General features: G+C 70.4%; 18 protein-coding genes and 1 riboswitch. Of the genes, 6 read left to right on the plus strand and 12 right to left on the minus strand.

Annotated elements, in window-relative coordinates:
* Positions 1 to 71: 71 nt before the first annotated feature.
* A complete protein-coding gene (locus KMS84_RS26545) occupies positions 72 to 353 on the plus strand; it encodes an Lrp/AsnC family transcriptional regulator (protein WP_057579946.1) in 282 nt (93 codons plus the stop codon).
* A gap of 100 nt (positions 354 to 453) precedes the next feature.
* On the opposite strand, the gene KMS84_RS26550 is transcribed toward KMS84_RS26545, so the two are convergent.
* The 6 genes from KMS84_RS26550 to ctaE all read right to left on the minus strand — a co-directional run bounded on the left by KMS84_RS26550 (position 454) and on the right by ctaE (position 7,617).
* Positions 454 to 1,818: an aminotransferase class V-fold PLP-dependent enzyme gene (locus KMS84_RS26550; RefSeq protein WP_256918980.1), complete on the minus strand. Its 1,365-nt coding sequence runs from the start codon at positions 1,816 to 1,818 to the stop codon at positions 454 to 456.
* Between the two features lie 168 nt (positions 1,819 to 1,986).
* Positions 1,987 to 2,103, minus strand: a riboswitch (SAM riboswitch).
* 77 nt (positions 2,104 to 2,180) lie between these two features.
* A complete protein-coding gene (gene trpD / locus KMS84_RS26555) occupies positions 2,181 to 3,245 on the minus strand; it encodes an anthranilate phosphoribosyltransferase (RefSeq protein WP_256918981.1) in 1,065 nt (354 codons plus the stop codon).
* 177 nt (positions 3,246 to 3,422) lie between these two features.
* Positions 3,423 to 5,069 (minus strand): cytochrome bc1 complex cytochrome b subunit, encoded by a 1,647-nt coding sequence (gene qcrB, locus KMS84_RS26560; RefSeq protein ID WP_256918982.1) that lies wholly within the window; start codon positions 5,067 to 5,069, stop codon positions 3,423 to 3,425.
* On the minus strand, positions 5,066 to 6,124 hold the full coding sequence (qcrA, locus tag KMS84_RS26565; RefSeq protein WP_256918983.1) for a cytochrome bc1 complex Rieske iron-sulfur subunit: 1,059 nt from the start codon (positions 6,122 to 6,124) through the stop codon (positions 5,066 to 5,068). Before qcrA ends, qcrB begins: the two co-directional genes overlap by 4 nt.
* Positions 6,121 to 6,933, minus strand: coding sequence for a cytochrome bc1 complex diheme cytochrome c subunit (gene qcrC / locus KMS84_RS26570; protein ID WP_256918984.1), 813 nt, complete (start codon positions 6,931 to 6,933; stop codon positions 6,121 to 6,123). The genes qcrA and qcrC overlap by 4 nt, the downstream gene beginning before the upstream one ends.
* A 63-nt stretch (positions 6,934 to 6,996) precedes the next feature.
* Positions 6,997 to 7,617 carry an aa3-type cytochrome oxidase subunit III gene (gene ctaE, locus KMS84_RS26575; protein ID WP_069771220.1) on the minus strand — a complete coding sequence of 207 codons (621 nt, stop codon included), beginning with the start codon at positions 7,615 to 7,617 and terminating at the stop codon, positions 6,997 to 6,999.
* Positions 7,618 to 7,795: 178 nt separating this feature from the next.
* Between ctaE and KMS84_RS26580 the strand changes: the two genes are divergently transcribed.
* The gene (locus tag KMS84_RS26580) at positions 7,796 to 8,200 is read left to right on the plus strand and encodes a response regulator (RefSeq protein ID WP_256918985.1); all 405 of its coding nucleotides are present in this window, start codon (positions 7,796 to 7,798) and stop codon (positions 8,198 to 8,200) included.
* Between the two features lie 75 nt (positions 8,201 to 8,275).
* Here the strand turns inward: KMS84_RS26580 and KMS84_RS26585 are convergent, their stop codons facing one another.
* The 4 genes from KMS84_RS26585 to ctaC form a co-directional block, all read right to left on the minus strand.
* Positions 8,276 to 9,529, minus strand: coding sequence for a L,D-transpeptidase (locus KMS84_RS26585; protein ID WP_256918986.1), 1,254 nt, complete (start codon positions 9,527 to 9,529; stop codon positions 8,276 to 8,278).
* 131 nt (positions 9,530 to 9,660) lie between these two features.
* Entirely contained in the window at positions 9,661 to 10,059 is a 399-nt protein-coding gene (locus KMS84_RS26590) for a cytochrome c oxidase subunit 4 (protein ID WP_069771217.1), read from the minus strand.
* On the minus strand, positions 10,056 to 11,792 hold the full coding sequence (gene ctaD, locus KMS84_RS26595; protein ID WP_256918987.1) for an aa3-type cytochrome oxidase subunit I: 1,737 nt from the start codon (positions 11,790 to 11,792) through the stop codon (positions 10,056 to 10,058). The genes KMS84_RS26590 and ctaD overlap by 4 nt, the downstream gene beginning before the upstream one ends.
* Positions 11,789 to 12,748 (minus strand): aa3-type cytochrome oxidase subunit II, encoded by a 960-nt coding sequence (ctaC, locus tag KMS84_RS26600; RefSeq protein WP_256918988.1) that lies wholly within the window; start codon positions 12,746 to 12,748, stop codon positions 11,789 to 11,791. Before ctaC ends, ctaD begins: the two co-directional genes overlap by 4 nt.
* Positions 12,749 to 13,074: 326 nt before the next feature.
* Between ctaC and KMS84_RS26605 the strand changes: the two genes are divergently transcribed.
* Positions 13,075 to 14,469, plus strand: a complete 1,395-nt coding sequence (locus tag KMS84_RS26605; RefSeq protein ID WP_256918989.1) for a cysteine desulfurase/sulfurtransferase TusA family protein — start codon at positions 13,075 to 13,077, stop codon at positions 14,467 to 14,469.
* Between the two features lies 1 nt (position 14,470).
* Here KMS84_RS26605 and KMS84_RS26610 read toward each other — a convergent pair whose 3' ends face one another.
* Entirely contained in the window at positions 14,471 to 15,445 is a 975-nt protein-coding gene (locus KMS84_RS26610) for a carbohydrate kinase family protein (protein WP_256918990.1), read from the minus strand.
* A gap of 129 nt (positions 15,446 to 15,574) precedes the next feature.
* Here KMS84_RS26610 and KMS84_RS26615 point away from each other — a divergent pair, with 129 nt between their 5' ends.
* Together KMS84_RS26615 and KMS84_RS26620 are read left to right on the plus strand one after the other, a co-directional pair.
* Positions 15,575 to 15,784, plus strand: coding sequence for a hypothetical protein (locus KMS84_RS26615; protein ID WP_256918991.1), 210 nt, complete (start codon positions 15,575 to 15,577; stop codon positions 15,782 to 15,784).
* Positions 15,785 to 15,916: 132 nt separating this feature from the next.
* Positions 15,917 to 17,950 (plus strand): hypothetical protein, encoded by a 2,034-nt coding sequence (locus tag KMS84_RS26620; protein WP_256918992.1) that lies wholly within the window; start codon positions 15,917 to 15,919, stop codon positions 17,948 to 17,950.
* A 117-nt stretch (positions 17,951 to 18,067) separates the two neighbouring features.
* Here KMS84_RS26620 and KMS84_RS26625 read toward each other — a convergent pair whose 3' ends face one another.
* Positions 18,068 to 18,424 carry a HesB/IscA family protein gene (locus tag KMS84_RS26625; RefSeq protein ID WP_030794551.1) on the minus strand — a complete coding sequence of 119 codons (357 nt, stop codon included), beginning with the start codon at positions 18,422 to 18,424 and terminating at the stop codon, positions 18,068 to 18,070.
* Between the two features lie 278 nt (positions 18,425 to 18,702).
* Here KMS84_RS26625 and nadA point away from each other — a divergent pair, with 278 nt between their 5' ends.
* The gene (gene nadA / locus KMS84_RS26630; RefSeq protein WP_256918993.1) at positions 18,703 to 19,887 is read left to right on the plus strand and encodes a quinolinate synthase NadA; all 1,185 of its coding nucleotides are present in this window, start codon (positions 18,703 to 18,705) and stop codon (positions 19,885 to 19,887) included.
* Positions 19,888 to 19,901: the final 14 nt, after the last annotated feature.

The raw sequence follows: 19,901 nt of genomic DNA on the forward strand, positions 1-19,901 counted from the left end.
GCGGGGGCGGACGGGCGGGCGACTAGAGTGAGGGCCGCCCCAGCTCCGGCCCCCGAGGGAGAGAACCAGCCGTGATCACCGCGATCGTCCTCATCAAGACCAGCGTGGACCGGATCCCCGAGATCGCCGAGCGGATCGCCTCGCTGGAGAGCGTCAGCGAGGTCTTCTCCGTGACCGGGACCTACGACCTGATCGCGATGGTCCGGGTGAAGCAGCACGAGGACCTCGCCGAGGTCATCCCCGGCAGCATCAGCAAGATCCCGGGCGTCGAGGGGACGGACACGCACGTGGCGTTCCGCACCTATTCGCAGCACGACCTGGAAGCGGCGTTCGCCATCGGCCTGGACTCGTAGCGGGGCGCCCGCGGCTCCGCCACGAGCGGGCCGGCCGTGCGTGCGCCGGCGCGGTGAGCGCCAGAGGGCACGGCCCGACGTTCGTGTCGCGGCTCCCGCATCACCCCCGTGACGGGACGCAGCGGCCGTTCTCCGTGCGGTACTCCCACTTCGCGCCCTGGGCGACCAGTTCGCGGACCGCCGTCACGAAGCGGTCGACGTGCTCGTCGGGGGTGCCCGCGCCGAAGCTCACACGGATGGCGTTGAGGGACTTCTCCCCCGGCGCCGCCTCGGGCGCGCCGCACTCGCCCTGGGTCTGCGGGTCGCTGCCCAGGAGGGTGCGGACCAGGGGGTGGGCGCAGAAGAGGCCGTCGCGGACGCCGATGCCGTACTCGGCGGAGAGGGCGGCGGCGAAGTGGGAGCTGTTCCAGCCCTCGACGACGAAGGAGAGCACGCCCACCCGGGGGGCGTCGTCGCCGAAGAGGGACAGGAACCGCACCTCGGGGACGTCGGCGAGCCCGGCCCGCACCTCGGCGATCAGGTGCTCCTCGCGGGCGACCAGGTCGTCGAAGCCCGCCTCGGTCAGCGCCTTGCAGGCGGAGGCGATGGCATAGGCGCCGATCACGTTCGGGGATCCGGCCTCGTGGCGGGCGGCGCTCTCGTGCCACTCCACGTCCACTCCCCCGTCCTCGCGCCGGGTGACCTTGCGGCTGGCGCCGCCGCCCGCGAGGTAGGGGTCGGCCGCGGTCAGCCAGTCGGCGCGGCCGGCCAGGACGCCGCTGCCGAAGGGCGCGTACAGCTTGTGACCGGAGAAGGCGACCCAGTCCACGTCGAGGTCGCGGACCGACACGGGGTGGTGGGGGGCCAGCTGGGCGGCGTCCAGGACGATGCGGGCGCCGTGGGCGTGCGCGGCCGCCGCGAGCTCGCGCACCGGCCACAGCTCGCCGGTGACGTTCGAGGCGCCGGTGACGCAGACCAGGGCCGGGCCGTGCGGGTCGCGCGCGGCGAGGGCCCGCTCGAGCGTCTCGACGGCCTGGCGCGGGCTGCGCGGGGCGTCGAGGTAGGCGACCCGGGCGTGCGTCCAGGGCAGCAGCGAGGCGTGGTGCTCGGTCTCGAAGACGAAGACCTGGCAGTCGGCGGGGAGCGCGGAGGCGAGCAGGTTGAGGGAGTCCGTCGTCGAGCGGGTGAAGATCAGCTGGTCGTCCGGGCGGCAGTCGAGGAACTCGGTCACGGTGCGGCGGGCGTTCTCGAAGAGGTCCGTCGACAGCTGCGAGAGGTAGCCGGCTCCCCGGTGGACGCTGCCGTAGTAGGGGGCGTAGGCCGCGACGTCGTCCCACACGCGCTGGAGGGCGGGGGCGCTGGCCGCGTAGTCGAGGGCCGCGTAGTCGACCTCGCCGCCGGTCACGAGCGGGACGGTGACATCGCGCCCCAGAACGGGCAGCGGGGCACAAAGGGTGCGGGCGGTGGCAAGGGTGGAGACGGACATGGCGAACTCCCGTGAGAGGCAGGACGAAACCGCCGTGCGGGCGGACAGGGCTCCGGCACGGAGGAAGGCGAAAGGAAGAAAGGCGGAAGCGGGGCTCTGACGCCCTAGCGCATTCGCTTGCTCACGAGAGACTCCCTCGAACGACCCAGGACCCCTGGTTTCGCGAGGGGTCCGCGCTTGCCGTGGACCTTGCTGTCCACCGCCTGGTCTTCACCCGGGGCACCCCGCCACGGACGGAGGGTTGCCGGACAGTCGGCCGGGGCCTCATGACTGTCACTCATGACCTGATACGGAAAACTACGCGAGGTGATCGTCGTCCCGCAACCCGTGTCCGGATCGCGGGACGACCGCCGCCGCCGGCGTCAGACGTTGCTCGCCGCCACCCAGCGCTCCAGCGCCCGCTTGGCGGCTCCGGAGTCGATGGACTCGGCCGCCCGGTCCATGCCCGCCCGCAGCTGCCCGGCCAGCGGCCCGGCCCCCGGTTCGAGCGCCACGAGCGCCGCCGCCGAGTTCAGCAGGACGGCGTCGCGCACCGGGCCCGTCTCGCCCTCCAGCAGCCGGCGGGCGACCTCCGCGTTGTAGGACGGGTCTCCGCCGCGCAGGGCCTCCACCGGGACGAGGTCGAGGCCGACGTCGCGGGGGTCGAAGCCCTCCTCGGTGACCTTGCCATCGCGCACGACCCACACGCGCGAGGTGGCCGTGGTGGTCAGCTCGTCGAGGCCGTCGTCGCCGCGGAAGACCAGCGAGGAGTTGCCGCGCTCGGCGAAGACGCCGGCGACGACGGGCGCCATGCGCGGGTCGGCGACCCCGACGGCCTGCGAGCGCACCCTGGCCGGGTTGGTCAGCGGACCGAGCACGTTGAACACCGTGCGGATGCCCAACTGCCCCCGCGCGGCGCCCACATGACGCAGCGCCGGGTGGAACTTGACCGCGAAGCAGAAGGTGATCCCGGCCTCCTGGGCGACCTCCTGCACCCGCTTCGGGGTCAGCTCCAGATTGACGCCGAGCTTCTCCAGGACGTCCGAGGCGCCGGACGCGGAGGACGCGGCCCGGTTGCCGTGCTTGACGACCGTGGCGCCCGCGCCGGCGACGACGATCGCCGACATCGTGGAGATGTTGACGGTCTTCGCGCCGTCGCCGCCCGTGCCGACGATGTCGACGGTCGGCCCCGGCACCTCGATCAGGTTGGCGTGCTCGTACATCGCCCGGACCAGGCCGTTGATCTCCGCGACGGTCTCGCCCTTGGCCCGCAGCGCCACCACGAAGCCCGCGATCTGCGCGTCCGTCGCCTCCCCGCGCATGATCCGGTCCAGCGCCCAGAACGTGGCCTCCGCGTCCTGGTCGCGGCCGTAGAGCAGGCCGTTCAGCACCTCGGGCCAGGAACGGCCCGCCGCGGTGTCGCCTCCAGCGGGGGTCACAGCGCTCATAGCCGCTCCTGCGTGTGTCGTCGTGAATCGTCGGTCGTCGGGCGTCGCGGACCGTGAGCCGCGCGCCGCGGGTCGTGGAACCGGTCCACCCCACCCTATCCAGCCGCGGGCACGGCGAAGGGCCCCGTCCGGGAACCGGACGGAGCCCTTCACTGTGGCGTGGCGACGCCTCGGCGATCAGTGGTGGCCGTGGCCGCTCGTGATCTCCTTGTACTCCTCGACAGTGGGCTTCGGGATCTGCTGGTCCTCGCCGAAGTACGCTTCGCTGATCTTGGCGCGGAGCTTCTCCTTGCCCGTGACCTTGCGCTCGACGCCGTTGTCGTCGACCGTGGCGCCGATCGCCGCCGGAGCGTACTGCTCGTGCGCGGTGAGGGTGTGCAGCTGCTCCTGGCTGAGCGGCTCGTGGATCTCGATGAACTCACCGTGCGGCAGGCGCTTGATGGTGCCGGTCTCGCGACCGTGCAGCACCTTGTCCTTGTCACGACGCTGGAGGCCGAGGCAGATCCGCTTGGTGGCGATGTACGCGATGGCCGGTCCGACGAAGAAGAAGATCCGGACGAACCAGGTGATCGCGTTGATCGACAGGTGGAAGTGGGTGGCCCAGAGGTCGTTGCCACCGCCCACCAGCATGATCATGTACATCGTGACCCAGGCGACGCCGATCGCGGTACGGGTCGGCGCGTTGCGCGGGCGGTCCAGGATGTGGTGCTCGCGCTTGTCGCCGGTGATCCACGACTCGATGAAGGGGTAGAGCGCCAGCAGGGCGAGCAGGACGCCGAAGAGCACCAGCGGGATGAACACGCCCAGGACCAGCGTGTGGCCCCAGAGGTTGATCTCCCAGCCCGGCATGAAGCGGATCAGGCCCTCGGCGAAGCCCATGTACCAGTCGGGCTGGGCGCCGGTGGACACCTGGTCCGGACGGTAGGGGCCCATGGCCCAGATCGGGTTGATCTGCGCCACGGCCGCGATGGCCGCGATCACGCCGAAGACCAGGAAGAAGAAGCCTCCGGCCTTCGCCATGTACACCGGCAGCAGCGGCATGCCCACGACGTTCTTGTTGCTCTTGCCGGGGCCCGCGAACTGCGTGTGCTTGTGGTAGAAGACCAGGATCAGGTGGCCCACCATCAGGCCCAGCATGATGCCCGGCAGCAGCAGGATGTGGATCGAGTAGAACCGCGCCACGAAGTCGTGGCCGGGGAACTCGCCGCCGAACAGGAACATCGAGATGTACGTGCCGACGATCGGCATCGACAGGATCGCGCCCTGGGTGAAGCGCACACCGGTGCCGGAGAGCAGGTCGTCCGGGAGCGAGTAACCGGTGAAGCCGGTGAACATGCCCAGGACGAACAGCAGGAAGCCGAACAGCCAGTTGACCTCACGCGGCTTGCGGAACGCACCCGTGAAGAACACGCGCATCATGTGCACGAACATGCCGGCGAGGAAGATCAGCGCCGCCCAGTGGTGGATCTGCCGGATGAGCAGACCGCCGCGCACGTCAAAGGAGATGTGCAGGGTGGAGCTGAACGCCTCGGACATCAGCTGTCCCTGGAGCGGGACGTAGCTGCCGTGGTACTCCACCTCGTTCATCGACGGGTGGAAGAACAGCGTCAGATACACACCCGTCAGGATGATGATGATGAAGCTGTACATGCACACTTCGCCCAACATGAACGACCAGTGGTCGGGGAAGATCTTGCGCATGTTCGCCTTGGCGAGGGAGTAGATCCCCAGCCGGCCGTCGGCCCAGTCGGCGATGCGCTCGCCGGCCGGCGCCTTCCCGCGTTCGCGGGTCACGGCGCTCTCGTGGTTCTCTGTCGTGCTCATCCGCGCTCCCAGAAGGCAGGACCGACGGGCTCTTCGAAGTCGCCGAGCGCCTGAAGGTAGCCCTCGTCGTTCACGCCGATGCGCAGCTGCGGCAGGGCGTGACCGGCGGGGCCGAAGATCACTCGGGCACCGTCGGAGAGGTCGAAGGTGGACTGGTGGCAGGGGCACAGCACGTGGTGCGTCTGCTGCTCGTACAGGGAGATCGGGCAACCGACGTGGGTGCAGATCTTCGAGTACGCCACGATGCCCTCGTGCGACCACTCGAGTTCGCGCTTGTCCTTGATGTTGTCCGGCTGGAGCCGGACGATCATCAGGGCGGCCTTGGCGATCTCGTTCTGGAAGTCCTCGTCGTGCTCCTCCAGGCCCTCGGGCTTGGCGAAGGTGAGAGAACCGACGGCCACGTCCGACGGACGCAGCGGCTCGTTCGTGTTCATGTTGACGAGCAGCTTGCCCTTGGCCCACAGCGTGTGACGCAGCTTGTCCTCGGGCAGCGGGCCGAGGTCGCGCAGCAGCACGACGCCGGACAGCGGCACCAGGGCGACCGCGCCGAACAGCGTGTTGCGGATCAGCTTGCGGCGGCCGAGCGCGGACTCCTTGGCGCCCTGGCGGAAGTCCGCGTGGACTTTCGCGCGGACCTCGGGGTCGGCGGCGATCGGGTGGCGCTCGTCGGCGACCTCGACGTCCGACATCAGGGTGCGGGCCCAGTGGACCGCGCCGGCGCCGATGGTGAACAGCGCCGTGCCCAGGGTCAGACCCAGCGCGAAGTTCAGCGCGCTGAGGTGGCCGATCGGGAACACGAAGATCGACTTGTCGGCCGGGATCGCCACGTACGAGGCGATGAAGCCGACCGTGGCCAGCATCGACAGCGTGAACAGGAAGGCGACCGCACGCTCGGACCGCTTGGCGGCCCGCTCGTCGATGTCCTGGACGCGGTGCTCGTGGGGCGGCAGGCCGGGGTCCGCGAACGGGTTCTTCTCGTCCGCGACGCCCACCGCGCCGTGTGCGTGGTCCTGCTCAGCGGGCAGGTTCTCTTCTGGAATGTCTTGGCTACTCATGACTTCTTGGCCTTTGCGGTCCGAGCGGCGACCCAGACGGCGACCGCGATCAGTGCGCCGAGACCGAAGATCCAGGCGAACAGGCCCTCACTGACCGGCCCGAGACCGCCCAGCTCCAGACCACCGGGGTTGTCGGTGTCGCTGCTGTTGACCGCGTGCAGGTACGCGATGATGTCCTTCTTGTTCTGCTCCGACAGGGTGGTGTCGGGGAAGGAGGGCATGTTCTGCGGGCCGGTCTGCATGGCCTCGTAGAGGTGCTTGGGGTCCACGTCCTCCAGGGTCGGAGCGAACTTGCCCTTGGTGAGGGCGCCGCCCTTGCCGGTGAAGTTGTGGCACTGCGCGCAGTTGGTGCGGAACAGCTCGCCGCCCTTGGCGATGTCCGCGCCCTCCGGGCCGTACTCGGCCTCGGTGGGGACGGCCGGGCCGGAGCCGAGCGAGGAGATGTACGCGGCGAGCTGGTCGATCTCGGCCTGCGTGTAGATGTTCTTCTTCTTCACCACCTGCGGGCCCTGGGAGGTCGCCGCCGGCATGCGGCCGGTGCCGACCTGGAAGTCGACGGCCGCGGCGCCCACGCCGACCAGGCTCGGACCGTCGGAGGTGCCCTGACCGCCGGTGCCGTGGCAGCTGGCGCAGCCGACGGCGTAGAGCTTCTTGCCCTCGTCGATCGTGAGGGACTGGGCGCTGTCGTCTGCCTGCGCCTTGCTCGCGGGCGCGAACGCGGCGTACAGCCCCCCTGTGCATGCCAGCGCGAGGAGTAGGACGACGAGCGCCGCCAGCGGATGGCGTCGTCGTGCGGAGAGCTTTTTCACGGATTACCCCGGTGTCAGGATCTTCTGCGTCGATGCTTGTGGAGGTGCGGGAGCGGGCCCCGGCTACTTGATCAGGTAGATCGTGGCGAAGAGGCCGATCCAGACGACATCGACGAAGTGCCAGTAGTAGGACACGACGATGGCCGCGGTCGCCTGCTCGTGGGTGAACCTCTTGGCCGCGTAGGTGCGCCCGAGGACGAACAGGAAGGCGATGAGGCCGCCCGTCACGTGCATGCCGTGGAAGCCGGTGGTCAGGTAGAACACGGAGCCGTACGGGTCCGAGGAGAGCGAGAGCCCGTCCTTCTTCACCAGCTCCGTGTACTCGTAGATCTGACCGCCGATGAAGATCGCACCCATGATGAAGGTGACGATGAACCACATCCGCAGCTTCTTCACGTCACCGCGCTCGGCGGCGAAGACGCCGAGCTGGCAGGTGAGGGAGGAGAGCACCAGGATCGTGGTGTTGGTGGCCGAGAACGGGAGGTTCAGGGCCTCGGCCATTTCCTTCCAGTGATCAGGACCCGTCACCGATCGCAGGGTGAAGTACATCGCGAAGAGGGCCGCGAAGAACATCAGCTCGGAACTCAGCCAGATGATGGTTCCGACGCTGGTGAGGTTCGGTCGATTGACCGACGGGTGCGCGTGCCCGGTGTCTACTGTCGTTGCTGTCGCCACGACCGACATTATGTCGGTCCCTTATCCCGCCCTCACTCCGGGGGGTGCCGTTCGGAGTGTTCGCACCGTGTGTACTGCCCGGATGGCCCATCGAAGCCGTGTTCCAAGCGGTGTTGACGAGGTGGGTGAGGGAGTAGCATCCGCGACATCGGTTCTGTCCGTACGACACTGATGTCACGGAGGAAGCATGCAGGCGACCGCCACGGTGCTGGTCTACAGCGACGACTCCAACACGCGGGAGCAGGTACGGCTCGCGACCGGCCGCAGGCCCGCGCCGGACGTCCCCGTGGTGGAGTTCCTGGAGTGCGCGACGCCCGCGGCGGTGCAGCGCGAGCTGGACCGGGGCGGCATCGACGTCGTCGTCCTGGACGGGGAGGCCGCCCCCATGGGGGGCATGGGGCTGTGCCGTCAGCTCAAGGACGAGGTGTTCCGGTGCCCGCCGGTGCTGCTGCTGATCGGGCGGCCCCAGGACGCGTGGCTCGCCACCTGGAGCCGGGCCGACGGGGCTGTGACGCTGCCTGTGGAGCCCGTGGAGTTCGCGGAGGCCCTGGCGTCCCTGCTGCGGACGAAGAGGCTTCAGCAGAGCGCCTAGCGCCCGCGGGGCCCCGCCGGGGCCCCGCGGGCCGCCGCGGAGCCGTTCGGGTCACGGCTCCGCGCCCGCCGGCGCCTACACGGCCGCCGGGCTCAGCCGCGCCGTCTCCTGGCCGGTCTCCTGCTTGGCGCCGGTCAGCGCGCTGCCCGTGGTCCACTTCGTCCAGTCCAGGTTCCAGTCGCCGAAGCCGTTGCCGAACGTCTCCATCGTGTCGCCGTTGCTGTTGACGACCTGGACGACGTCGCCCTGGCGGATGTGGTCGAAGAACCACTCGGCGTTGGACGTGCTCATGCCCGTGCAGCCGTGGCTGACGTTCTCGTAGCCCTGGGAGCCCACGGACCAGGGGGCGGCGTGGACGTACTCGCCGCTCCAGGTGACGCGGGTGGCGTAGTAGACCGGCAGGTCGTAGGAGTCCGCGGAGCCCTCCGCGATGCCGACGGTGGTCCCGCGCATCCGTACGAAGTACTCCTTGCCCAGGACGACCTTGACGCCGTTGCGGGTCTCGAAGCCGGGCTTGCCGGTGGTGACGGGGATCTGGTTGATCTCCTCGTTGTTCTTGAAGACCTTCATGGAGTGGGACGCGGCGTCCGTCACGGCGATGACCCGGTCGCCGATGGTGAGTTTGAGCTCCTTGGCCGTGCCGCCCCACAGCCGGTCGCTGATCTTGATGCCGTCCAGGTTGCTGCGCACGCGGACGGTGGCGTGGGCGGGCCAGTAGTCCTTGGGGCGGTAGTGGAGTTCCTTGTCGTCCACCCAGTGCCAGCCGCCCTGCGCGGCCGGCGAGGAGGTGACCTTGAGCCCGCGTTCGACGACGGCCCGCTGGGCGGGGTCCTTGACGGGCTGGTCGAGCTTGGCGACGACGGGCTGGCCGACGCCGTACTCGCCCGCGTCGGGGCCGAACGTGACCGCCAGCCGCTTCTTGGTGGTGGGCTTGCCGGTGTCGAAGGCGAGGACCCGGCGGCCGGGCGCGCCGTCGTCGTCCTCGGTGCTCACGCGGACGGTGTAGTGGGCGCCCGCGGCCAGCGGCTCGGTGCTGTGCCAGCGGCTGCCGTCGGCGGCGAGTTCGCCCGCGAGGTAGCGGCCCGTGGCGTCCACGGCGGTGACGTCCGTGATGCGGTCGTCGTCGTCCGCGGTGACCTGGAGGGGCTTGTCCGGGTCGGCCTTCTTGCCGTCCCCGTCGGGAGCGTTGAAGGAGATCTGGTCCGTCGCGTCGTAGGGGCGCGCGGAGAGCGGGTCGTCGTCCGAGCCGCAGGCGCTTGCGACCGCGCCCAGGGCGATCACCAGCAGGGTGCAGCCGACGACGGTGCGAGGGCGTGGTTCGTGGCTCATGGCTTCACGCTAGGGAGCCGGGTCCGCGGCGGCGCGCTGAGTGACACGGACGGAGGACCCCCGCTACGGCAAAAGCGTGAGCCCGGACCCTCCTGACGGAGTGTCCGGGCTCTCGCGGCGTGTCCCGCGTGTTACTGGGTGCGGTTCTCACCGCGGTAGTACTCGAAGACCCAGCCCCACAGGCCGATCATGATCAGCGGGGCGGAGAAGTAGAGCAGCCACCAGCCGACCGCGACACCGAGGAAGGCCATGGCGCCGCCGATGGCGAGCGACAGCGGCTGCCAGCTGTGCGGGCTGAAGAAGCCCACCTCGCCGGCGTCGTCCGCGACGTCCGCCTCCTTGTTGTCCTGCGCGCCCGCGTCGACCCGCCGGGCGGTGAAGCCCAGGTAGAAGCCGATCATGATGCACAGGCCGAAGGCCAGGAAGAGGGCCGTGGTACCGGCCGGCTCCTTCGACCACACGCCATAGACGACCGCCATGGCGAGGACGAAGACGCTCAGCCAGACGAACATCTTGCCCTGGATCTTCACTTGCCGGCCTCCTTGCTGCCCGCGATCGCGCTGGCGCCGTGGCCGCTGTGCTCCAGCTGCTCGAGCGCGGCGATCTCCGGGTGGTGCAGGTCGAACGCCGGGGATTCACTGCGGATCCGCGGCAGGGTGATGAAGTTGTGGCGCGGCGGCGGGCAGGAGGTGGCCCACTCCAGGGAGCGGCCGTAGCCCCACGGGTCGTCGACGCCGACCGGCTTGCCGTACTTGGCGGTCTTCCACACGTTGTAGAAGAACGGCAGGACGGACAGGCCGAGGACGAACGAGCTGATCGTCGAGATCGTGTTCAGGGCGGTGAACCCGTCCGCGGCGAGGTAGTCCGCGTAACGGCGCGGCATGCCCTCGGCGCCCAGCCAGTGCTGGACCAGGAAGGTGCCGTGGAAGCCGACGAACAGCGTCCAGAAGGTGATCTTGCCGAGGCGCTCGTCGAGCATCTTGCCGGTCATCTTCGGCCACCAGAAGTGGAAGCCGGAGAACATCGCGAAGACCACGGTGCCGAAGACGACGTAGTGGAAGTGCGCCACCACGAAGTACGAGTCGGAGACGTGGAAGTCCATCGGCGGCGAGGCCAGGATGACGCCGGTCAGACCGCCGAAGGTGAAGGTGATCAGGAAGCCCGTCGCCCACAGCATCGGCGTCTCGAAGGACAGGGAGCCCTTCCACATGGTGCCGATCCAGTTGAAGAACTTCACGCCGGTCGGGACGGCGATGAGGAACGTCATGAAGGAGAAGAACGGCAGCAGCACGCCTCCGGTGACGTACATGTGGTGCGCCCACACCGTCACGGACAGACCGGCGATCGAGATCGTCGCGGCGACCAGGCCCATGTAGCCGAACATCGGCTTGCGGGAGAAGACCGGGATGACCTCGGAGATGATGCCGAAGAACGGCAGGGCGATGATGTACACCTCTGGATGCCCGAAGAACCAGAAGAGGTGTTGCCACAGCAACGCCCCGCCGTTCGCGGCATCGAAGACATGCGCCCCGAATTTCCGATCCGCCTCCAGCGCGAACAGCGCGGCGGCGAGGACGGGGAAGGCCAGCAGGACCAGGACGGCCGTCAGCAGCACGTTCCACACGAAGATCGGCATGCGGAACATCGTCATGCCGGGAGCACGCATGCAGATGATCGTGGTGATGAAGTTGACCGCGCCGAGGATGGTGCCGAAGCCGGAGAAGGCCAGGCCCATGATCCACAGGTCGGCGCCGATGCCCGGGGAGCGGACCGCGTCCGACAGCGGGCTGTAGGCGAACCAGCCGAAGTCGGCGGCGCCCTGCGGGGTGAGGAAGCCGCCCACCGCGATGGTCGAGCCGAACAGGTAGAGCCAGTAGGCGAACATGTTCAGCCGCGGGAACGCCACGTCGGGCGCGCCGATCTGAAGCGGCATGATCCAGTTCGTGAAACCGGCGAACAGCGGCGTCGCGAACATCAGCAGCATGATCGTGCCGTGCATCGTGAACGCCTGGTTGAACTGCTCGTTCGACATGATCTGCAGGCCCGGACGGGCCAGCTCGGCGCGCATGAGGAGCGCCATGACGCCGCCGATGCAGAAGAACGCGAACGACGTGACCAGGTACAACGTACCGATGGTCTTGTGGTCGGTGGTCGTCAGCCACTTCACCACGACGTTGCCGGGCTGCTTGCGCCTGACCGGCAGCTCGTTCTCGTACGAGTCCTCAGCTGCGGAGGCACCCTGGGGTTCGTTGAGGATGCTCACAGGACGTTCGACTCCCGGTTCTTCTCGGGGCCAGTTTGCTCGATGCCGGCCGGCACGTAACCGGTCTGCCCGTTCTTGGCGAGGTCCTTCAGGTGCTTCGCGTAGAGCTCCGGAGAGACGACCTTCACGTTGAAGAGCATCCGGGAGTGGTCGACGCCGCACAGCTCGGCACACTTGCCCATGAAGGTGCCCTCGTGGTTGGGGGTCACCTGGAACGAGTTGGTGTGACCCGGGATGACGTCCTGCTTCATGAGGAACGGCACCACCCAGAAGGAGTGGATGACGTCACGCGAGGTGAGGACGAAGCGGACCGTCTTGCCCTTGGGGAGCCAGAGGGTCGGGCCCGGGTTGTGGGTCTGCGGGTTCCGCTCACCGGGGGTGCCGCAGGTGTAGACGCCGCCCGCGTCGGCGGGGAAGTCCTTCTTGTACCGGTCCGGGATCGCGGCCAGGTTCGGGTCGGTCTTCGCGTTCCCGTCGGAACCCTCGACCTTCTCGATGTAGTTGAAGCACCAGCTCCACTGGAAGCCGACCACGTTGACCGTGACGTCGGGCTTCTTGTCGAGGCTCAGCAGCTTCGACTCGTCCCGGGCGGTGAAGTAGAACAGCACCGAGACGATGATGATCGGCACGACCGTGTACAGCGCCTCGATGGGCATGTTGTACCGGGTCTGCGGAGGGATTTCGACCTTTGTGCGGCTGCGCCGGTGGAAGAAAGCACTCCACAGGATCAGGCCCCACACCAGCACGCCGGTGGCCAGCGCGGCAGCCCACGATCCCTGCCACAGGGAGAGGATCCGCGGAGCCTCTTCTGTGACCGGGGTGGGCATGCCAAGGCGGGGGAAGTCCTTGTATGTGCAACCGGTGGCGGTCGCCAGGACCAGGCCCGCGGTCATTGCCTGCAGCAGCTTCCGCCGCATCGGGCGCCGCGGCGAGCGGTCGGAGCCGTTGGGACTCACGTAGCGCCTTCCCGAGAGTCTCGCCCGCGCGGTTGGCTGCGGCCTGCCTTCTCGCTGGTCGGTCGCCGCCCTGCGTCGGGCAGGGGTTTGGATGTTTATGCGGACCAAACCCTAGCCGACGCCCTCCGGGGGGTCGCGGGGAGGGTGGCATACGCGCCGCGGGTCACCCTGAAGGGGTGGGAAGAGCGCCTGTCGGCGCCTAATAGCTCGTCAATGCGGCTTGTGCGCAGGTTGCGGGGCTGTGACGGCCCGTCCCCGCCCGACGACGGCGCGGGTCGGGGCCGCCCGCGCCCCGGCGCGGTCGCCGCACGTTCTACGGTGGCCGTGTGTCCTACTTCGACGCCGCATCCGCCGCTCCCCTGCATCCCGTCGCCCGTCAGGCCCTGTTGGCCTCGCTCGACGAGGGGTGGGCAGACCCCGCACGGCTGTACAGAGAGGGGCGGCGGGCGCGGTTGCTGCTGGACGCGGCGCGCGAGGCGACGGCCGAGGCCGTGGGCTGCCGGCCGGACGAACTGACCTTCACCTCCTCCGGAACCCGGGCCGTGCACACGGCCGTCGCGGGCGCGTCGGCGGGACGGCGCCGGGTCGGACGTCACCTGATCGTGTCAGCCGTCGAACACTCCTCGGTACTGCATTCGGCCGAGGCGTTCGAGGCGGAGGGCGGGACGGTGACCCGGGTCCCGGTGACCAGGACGGGCGCGGTCGCCGTCGAGTCGTACGTCGACGCCCTGCGGTCCGACACCGCGCTGGCCGCTCTTCAGTCGGCCAACCACGAGGTGGGCACCGAGCAGCCGGTGGCGGCGGTGGCCGAGGCGTGCCGGGAGGCGGGGACGCCGCTGCTGGTGGACGCGGCCCAGTCGCTGGCGTGGGGCGAGGTGGAGGGGCCGTGGTCCCTGCTGACCGGCAGCGCCCACAAGTGGGGCGGACCGTCGGGGGTGGGGCTGCTCGTGGTCCGCAAGGGGGTGCGGTTCGCCGCCCGGGGGCCGGTGGACGAACGGGAGTCGGGCCGGGCGGCCGGGTTCGAGAACCTTCCGGCGATCGTGGCCGCGGCGGCTTCGCTGCGGGCGGTGCGGGCGGAGGCGGCGGACGAGGCGGCGCGGCTGCGGGACCTGACGGCGCGGATCCGGGCGCGGGTGGCGGACGTCGTCCCGGACGTGGAGGTGGTCGGCGATCCGCACCGGCGGCTGCCCGGGATCGTCACCTTCTCCTGTCTGTACGTCGACGGGGAGGCCCTGCTGCACGAGTTGGACCGGGCGGGCTTCTCCGTCTCGTCCGGGTCCTCCTGCACCAGCAGCACGCTGACGCCGAGCCATGTGCTGCGGGCGATGGGGGTGCTGAGTGAGGGGAACGTGCGGGTCTCCCTGCCGTGGGGGGCTGCCGCTGAGGACGTGGAGAGGTTCCTCGCGGTGCTGCCGGGCGCGGTGGCGGGGGTGCGCGAGAAGCTGGGGGCGCCGACGCCCGCGCCCGCGTCCGCACCGGCGGCGGACGCGGGGGGCGAGGGGCTCGTCGTGGACGCGCTGGGCAGGCGGTGCCCGATTCCCGTCATCGAGCTGGCGAAGGTCATCGGGGACGTGCCGGTCGGCGGCACGGTGCGGGTGCTCTCCGACGACGAGGCGGCCCGGCTCGACATCCCGGCGTGGTGCGAGATGCGCGGGCAGGAGTACCTGGGCGAGGAGCCGGCGGACCGCGGCGCCGTCTACACGGTCCGCCGGACGTCCTGAGTCAGGCCAGGTGCTTGCGGACCTCGGAGGCGGCCTCGTCGCCGTACGCGGTGGCGAAGCGGTCCATGAAGTGGCCGCGGCGCAGCTGGTACTCCTGCGTGCCGACGGTCTCGATGACGAGGGTGGCGAGCATGCAGCCGATCTGGGCGGCGCGCTCCAGGGAGACGCCCCAGGCCAGACCGGAGAGGAATCCGGCCCGGAAGGCGTCGCCGACGCCGGTGGGCTCGACCTTGCGCTCCTCCTGCGGGCAGCCGACCTCGATCGGGTCCTCGCCGTCGCGCTCGACGCGCACGCCGCGCGCGCCGAGGGTGGTGACGCGGTGACCGACCTTGGCGAGGATCTCGGCGTCCGACCAGCCGGTCTTGGACTCGATCAGGCCCTTCTCGTACTCGTTGGAGAACAGGTACGTCGCGCCGTCCAGCAGGATCCGGATCTCCTCGCCGCCCATCCGGGCGATCTGCTGCGAGAAGTCGGCGGCGAAGGGGATCGAGCGGGAGCGGCACTCCTCGGTGTGGCGGAGCATCGCCTCCGGGTCGTCGGCGCCGATCAGGACCAGGTCCAGGCCGCCCACGCGGTCGGCGACGGTCTTGAGCTCGATGAGGCGGGCCTCGCTCATCGCGCCGGTGTAGAAGGAGCCGATCTGGTTGTGGTCGGCGTCGGTGGTGCACACGAAGCGGGCCGTGTGCAGGGTCTCGGAGATGCGGACCGACGCGGTGTCGACGCCGTGGCGGTCCAGCCAGGCCCGGTAGTCGTCGAAGTCCGCGCCCGCGGCGCCGACGAGGATCGGGCGGGTGCCCAGCTGCCCCATGCCGAAGGCGACGTTCGCTCCCACGCCGCCCCGGCGCACGTCCAGGTTGTCGACCAGGAAGGAGAGCGAGACCGTGTGCAACTGGTCCGCGACGAGCTGGTCGGCGAAGCGGCCGGGGAACGTCATGAGGTGGTCGGTCGCGATGGAGCCGGTGACTGCGATGCGCACGGCGTGGACTCTCCTGTGGGGAGGGGGATTGACAGTTCACGCTACCCGCTCCGTCCGCGCTGCTGAAGCAGACGAAACTACCCGATAGTAGATCTTTCTTCGCAGGCCGCGCGTGCATACGGTTCGGTTATGACGAACCTCGAGGTCCACGCTCCCCAGTCGGCCGAGTTCGACGGCGGCCTGGCGTCGCTGCGCGGCGACTGCGCCCGGACGGCGTTGCACTGGGCGGCCCCGGAGAAGATCCTTTCCCGTCCCGTCTCCCCGTCACGCATCCACGGTGTGAAGGTTCCCGCGACGTCCGCACGGCTGCTGGAGGCCATGCCCGACTACGGCAACTAGGGGAACGGCCCCGCTCCCGTTCCGCCGCACGGCGCTCGGAAGGGAACCGTGCGCTCCCCCGCCGCGTCCCATCGGCATCCCCCGTCAAGGGGATGTGGGGTACGACAGCAGGGCAGCCGAAGGAGCGATGCGGTGAACACCGAGCGACCCGAGAACGACGACGCCGCGCGCGAGCCGGGAACGACGGGCTCCGAGGGGACGACGGACGGGCGTGCGCGGGCCGAGGCCGAGCGGGCTCCGGCCGGGGCGGGCTCGGCCGGGGCGGCGACGCACGACGAGGTCCCGGCCGACGAGGTCCCGGCCGGGAAGGCCTCGCCCCGGGAGGTTCCGGCCGCGGCGGAGTCCGTCGAGCCGGAGCCGGCCGGGGCGGACACGGCCGCGCCGGAGACGGCCGGGACGGACTCCGCCGGGGCGGTCGGCGCCGGGCGGGCCCCGGCCGAAGAGGCCGCGGTGGAGCTCACGAAGGGCGCCGCCGCCGCGCCGCAGGACGCCCCGGGCGGCGAGGACGCCCGCGCCGGGTCCGCCGACGAACCGCCCGCCGTCGCCTCCGCGGCGGCCCCCGGCGAGGGCGACGCCCACCGGGCCCCTGAACCCCCCGCCGGTGCGGGAAGCGTCCCGGTCGCCGCAGCCGGGCGCGCCGACGGGTCCTCCCACGAGTCGGCCGACGAGCCCGTCGTCGCTCACGCGGCCCACGGCGGGTCGTCCGGCGCGCCCCGGCGTCGCTCGCCGGTGCTCATCGCCTCCGTCGCCGCCGCCGTGCTGCTGGTGGGCGGCGGCGGGGCCTACCTCACCTCCTCCGGCGCCCTCGGCGGTTCCGGCGGCGGGTCCGAAGCCGGGTCCCCCTCCGGCGGCGGCACTCCCGCCGCCCTGACCCTGGACGACTACTCCCGGGGTACGGGTGCCTCCGGGAGCGGCGGCACGAGCGGCACCAGCGGCATCGCGCCCGGGGAGCCGAACCCCTACGGGGTGACGTACAAGGCCGCCGGCCCACTGCCCGCCGGCCCCGGCTCCGCGCCCGTGTACTGGGCGCGGGGCGAGGTCGCCGAGAAGGACGTCGCCGCACTGGCCGAGGCGCTGGGCGTCCAGGGGAAGCCGGTGGCCGACGGGGAGGCCTGGAAGGTCGGCGCCGGAAACGACGGCTCGGGCCCGGTGCTGCGGGTGAACCGGCAGGCCCCGGGCATGTGGACGTTCACCCGCTACGCGCCCGGCGCCGACGGCTGCACGGGCGGCGCGCCCACGTGCCCGTCGCAGTCCCCGACGCCGGGCGGCGCCGCCCCCGTGAGCGAGGCGGCGGCGAAGAAGGCCGCGGCTCCCGTCCTCGAGGCGCTGGGCCCAGAGAACGCCGAGGTCGACGCGAGCCAGGTCATGGGAGCCCGGCGGGTGGTGAACGCCGAGCCGGTGATCGGCGGTCTGCCCTCCTACGGCTGGTCGACCGGGATCGGCGTCAGCGCGCAGGGCGAGATCGTCGGCGGGAACGGGCAGCTGGAGGCGCCGGTCAAGGGCGCCGCCTACCCCCTGCTGAGCGCGCGGGAGGCGCTGGACGCGCTGAACGCGGCGCCCGGCGGCGGTCACCGGATGGGCATCGGCGGATGCGCGAGCCCGGTGCCGCTCAAGGACCGGCTGGAGAGCCCGTGCAAGGCGTCGACGAATCCGTCACGGCAGACGGCGACGGTCGAGCACGCGGCGCTCGGGCTGGCCCCGCACACCTCGGGCGGACGCCAGGTGCTCGTGCCGTCCTGGCTGTTCGAGGTGAAGGCGGCGGGCGCCGAGGCCGCCTACACGGTGGCCCAGCCGGCCGTGGAGCCCGCGTACCTGAAGCCCGCGGCCACGCCCGCGCCCACCCCGACCCCGGGCGGCACGTCGGGCACGTCCGGCAAGCGGACGGTGCGTGTGGACGGTTACACCGTCGAGGGCCGGGAGCTGACCGTCGCCTTCACCGGCGGGGTGTGCGCCGACTACAAGGCGACGGCGGTGGAGACGGCGGGTGAGGTGAAGGTCACCGTGACGCAGACGCCGTGGCCGGACAAGGTCTGCATCATGATCGCCAAGGAGTACCACCAGGTGGTGCAGCTGGACGAGGCGCCGGGCAGCCGCAAGGTGGTCGGTTCGGACGGCAGGGCCGTCCCGCTGGAGAAGGCGGGGGCCCGCCTGCCGCAGGCCCGGTAGCCGCGGCCGGCCCGCCGCGGCCCTGCCGCGCGGCGAACGCGAAGGCGGCGGCTCCCCTCGGAGGGGGGCCGCCGCCTTCGCGTCTTCGGCCGGTACGGCTGGTCGCCGTGCGGCGGACTAGCTGAAGGAGTCGCCGCAGGCGCAGGAGCCCGTCGCGTTCGGGTTGTCGATCGTGAAGCCCTGCTTCTCGATCGTGTCGACGAAGTCGATCGACGCGCCGCCCAGGTACGGGGCGCTCATGCGGTCGGTGACGACCTTGACGCCGTCGAAGTCCTTGACGACGTCACCGTCGAGGGAACGCTCGTCGAAGAAGAGCTGGTAGCGCAGGCCGGAGCAGCCGCCGGGCTGAACGGCGACACGCAGGGCCAGGTCGTCGCGGCCTTCCTGGTCGAGCAGGGCCTTGACCTTCGCCGCGGCGGCGTCGGACAGGATGATGCCGTCGGTGACGGTGCTGGTCTCGTCCGATACGGACATCTACATCTCTCCCGGGTTGTACGGAGACTGCTTGCCGACGGTTGCAACCGACGGGGCCGCGGATTCATTCCGGCCCGTGCCGATCGACTTCGCCGTCCTCGCCGTCTTCGGCGTCGTCGTCTTCGTTGTTCCCTTCTCATGCTCGCACACCCGGTTGCGGGCGGAAAACGCCTCACGGGGATTCACGTCACACCGACGCTATGACCATCGTCAAAGTGACGTGAAGCGGGTTATGATAGATAACGTCAATTCGACGAAAAGTAGAAAGGGTGCGTGTCGTGACCACCGCCCAGACCACGGAGCTCGACGTACAGCCGACTCCGCTCGCCCTGTTGCTGCTCGGCCGCGAGGCCGACCCGAAGAGCGAGCGGGGCGTCGAGTGCCCCGGCGACCTGCCCTCGCCCTCCGACCCGGACCTGGTCGAGCGCGCCCGCGCCGCCAAGGCGAAGCTCGGTGACAAGGTCTTCGTGCTCGGCCACCACTACCAGCGCGACGAGGTCATCCAGTTCGCCGACGTCACGGGCGACTCCTTCAAGCTGGCCCGGGACGCGGCCGCCCGCCCGGAGGCCGAGTACATCGTCTTCTGCGGCGTGCACTTCATGGCCGAGTCCGCCGACATCCTGACGTCGGCCGACCAGAAGGTGGTCCTGCCCGACCTCGCCGCCGGCTGCTCGATGGCCGACATGGCCACCGCCGAGCAGGTCGCCGAGTGCTGGGACGTGCTGACCGAGGCCGGCATAGCCGAGCAGGTCGTGCCCGTCTCGTACATGAACTCGTCCGCGGACATCAAGGCCTTCACCGGCAGGCACGGCGGCACGATCTGCACCTCCTCCAACGCCCAGCGGGCCCTGGAGTGGGCGTTCGAGCAGGGCGAGAAGGTCCTCTTCCTGCCCGACCAGCACCTCGGCCGCAACACCGCCGTGCGGGACATGGGCATGTCCCTGGAGGACTGCGTCCTGTACAACCCGCACAAGCCGAACGGCGGGCTGACCGCCGAGCAGCTGCGCGACGCGAAGATGATCCTGTGGCGCGGCCACTGCTCGGTGCACGGCCGCTTCAGCCTGGACTCGGTCGAGGACGTCCGCGCCCGGATCCCCGGCGTGAACGTGCTGGTGCACCCCGAGTGCCGGCACGAGGTCGTGGCGGCGGCGGACTACGTCGGTTCGACGGAGTACATCATCAAGGCGCTCGAGGCCGCCCCGGCCGGCTCCAAGTGGGCCATCGGCACCGAGCTGAACCTCGTGCGCCGACTGGCGAACCGCTTCGCGCCCGAGGGCAAGGAGATCGTCTTCCTGGACAGGACGGTCTGCTTCTGCTCGACGATGAACCGGATCGACCTCCCGCACCTGGTGTGGACCCTGGAGTCCCTCGCCGACGGCAAGCTGGTCAACCGCATCGAGGTCGACGAGGAGACCGAGAGGTTCGCCAAGCTGGCGCTGGAGCGCATGCTGGCCCTGCCGTAGCCGCACCCGCGCGG

Origin of the sequence: Streptomyces hilarionis, assembly GCF_024539675.1 — a bacterium.
Taxonomy (GTDB): Bacteria; Actinomycetota; Actinomycetes; order Streptomycetales; family Streptomycetaceae; genus Streptomyces; species Streptomyces hilarionis.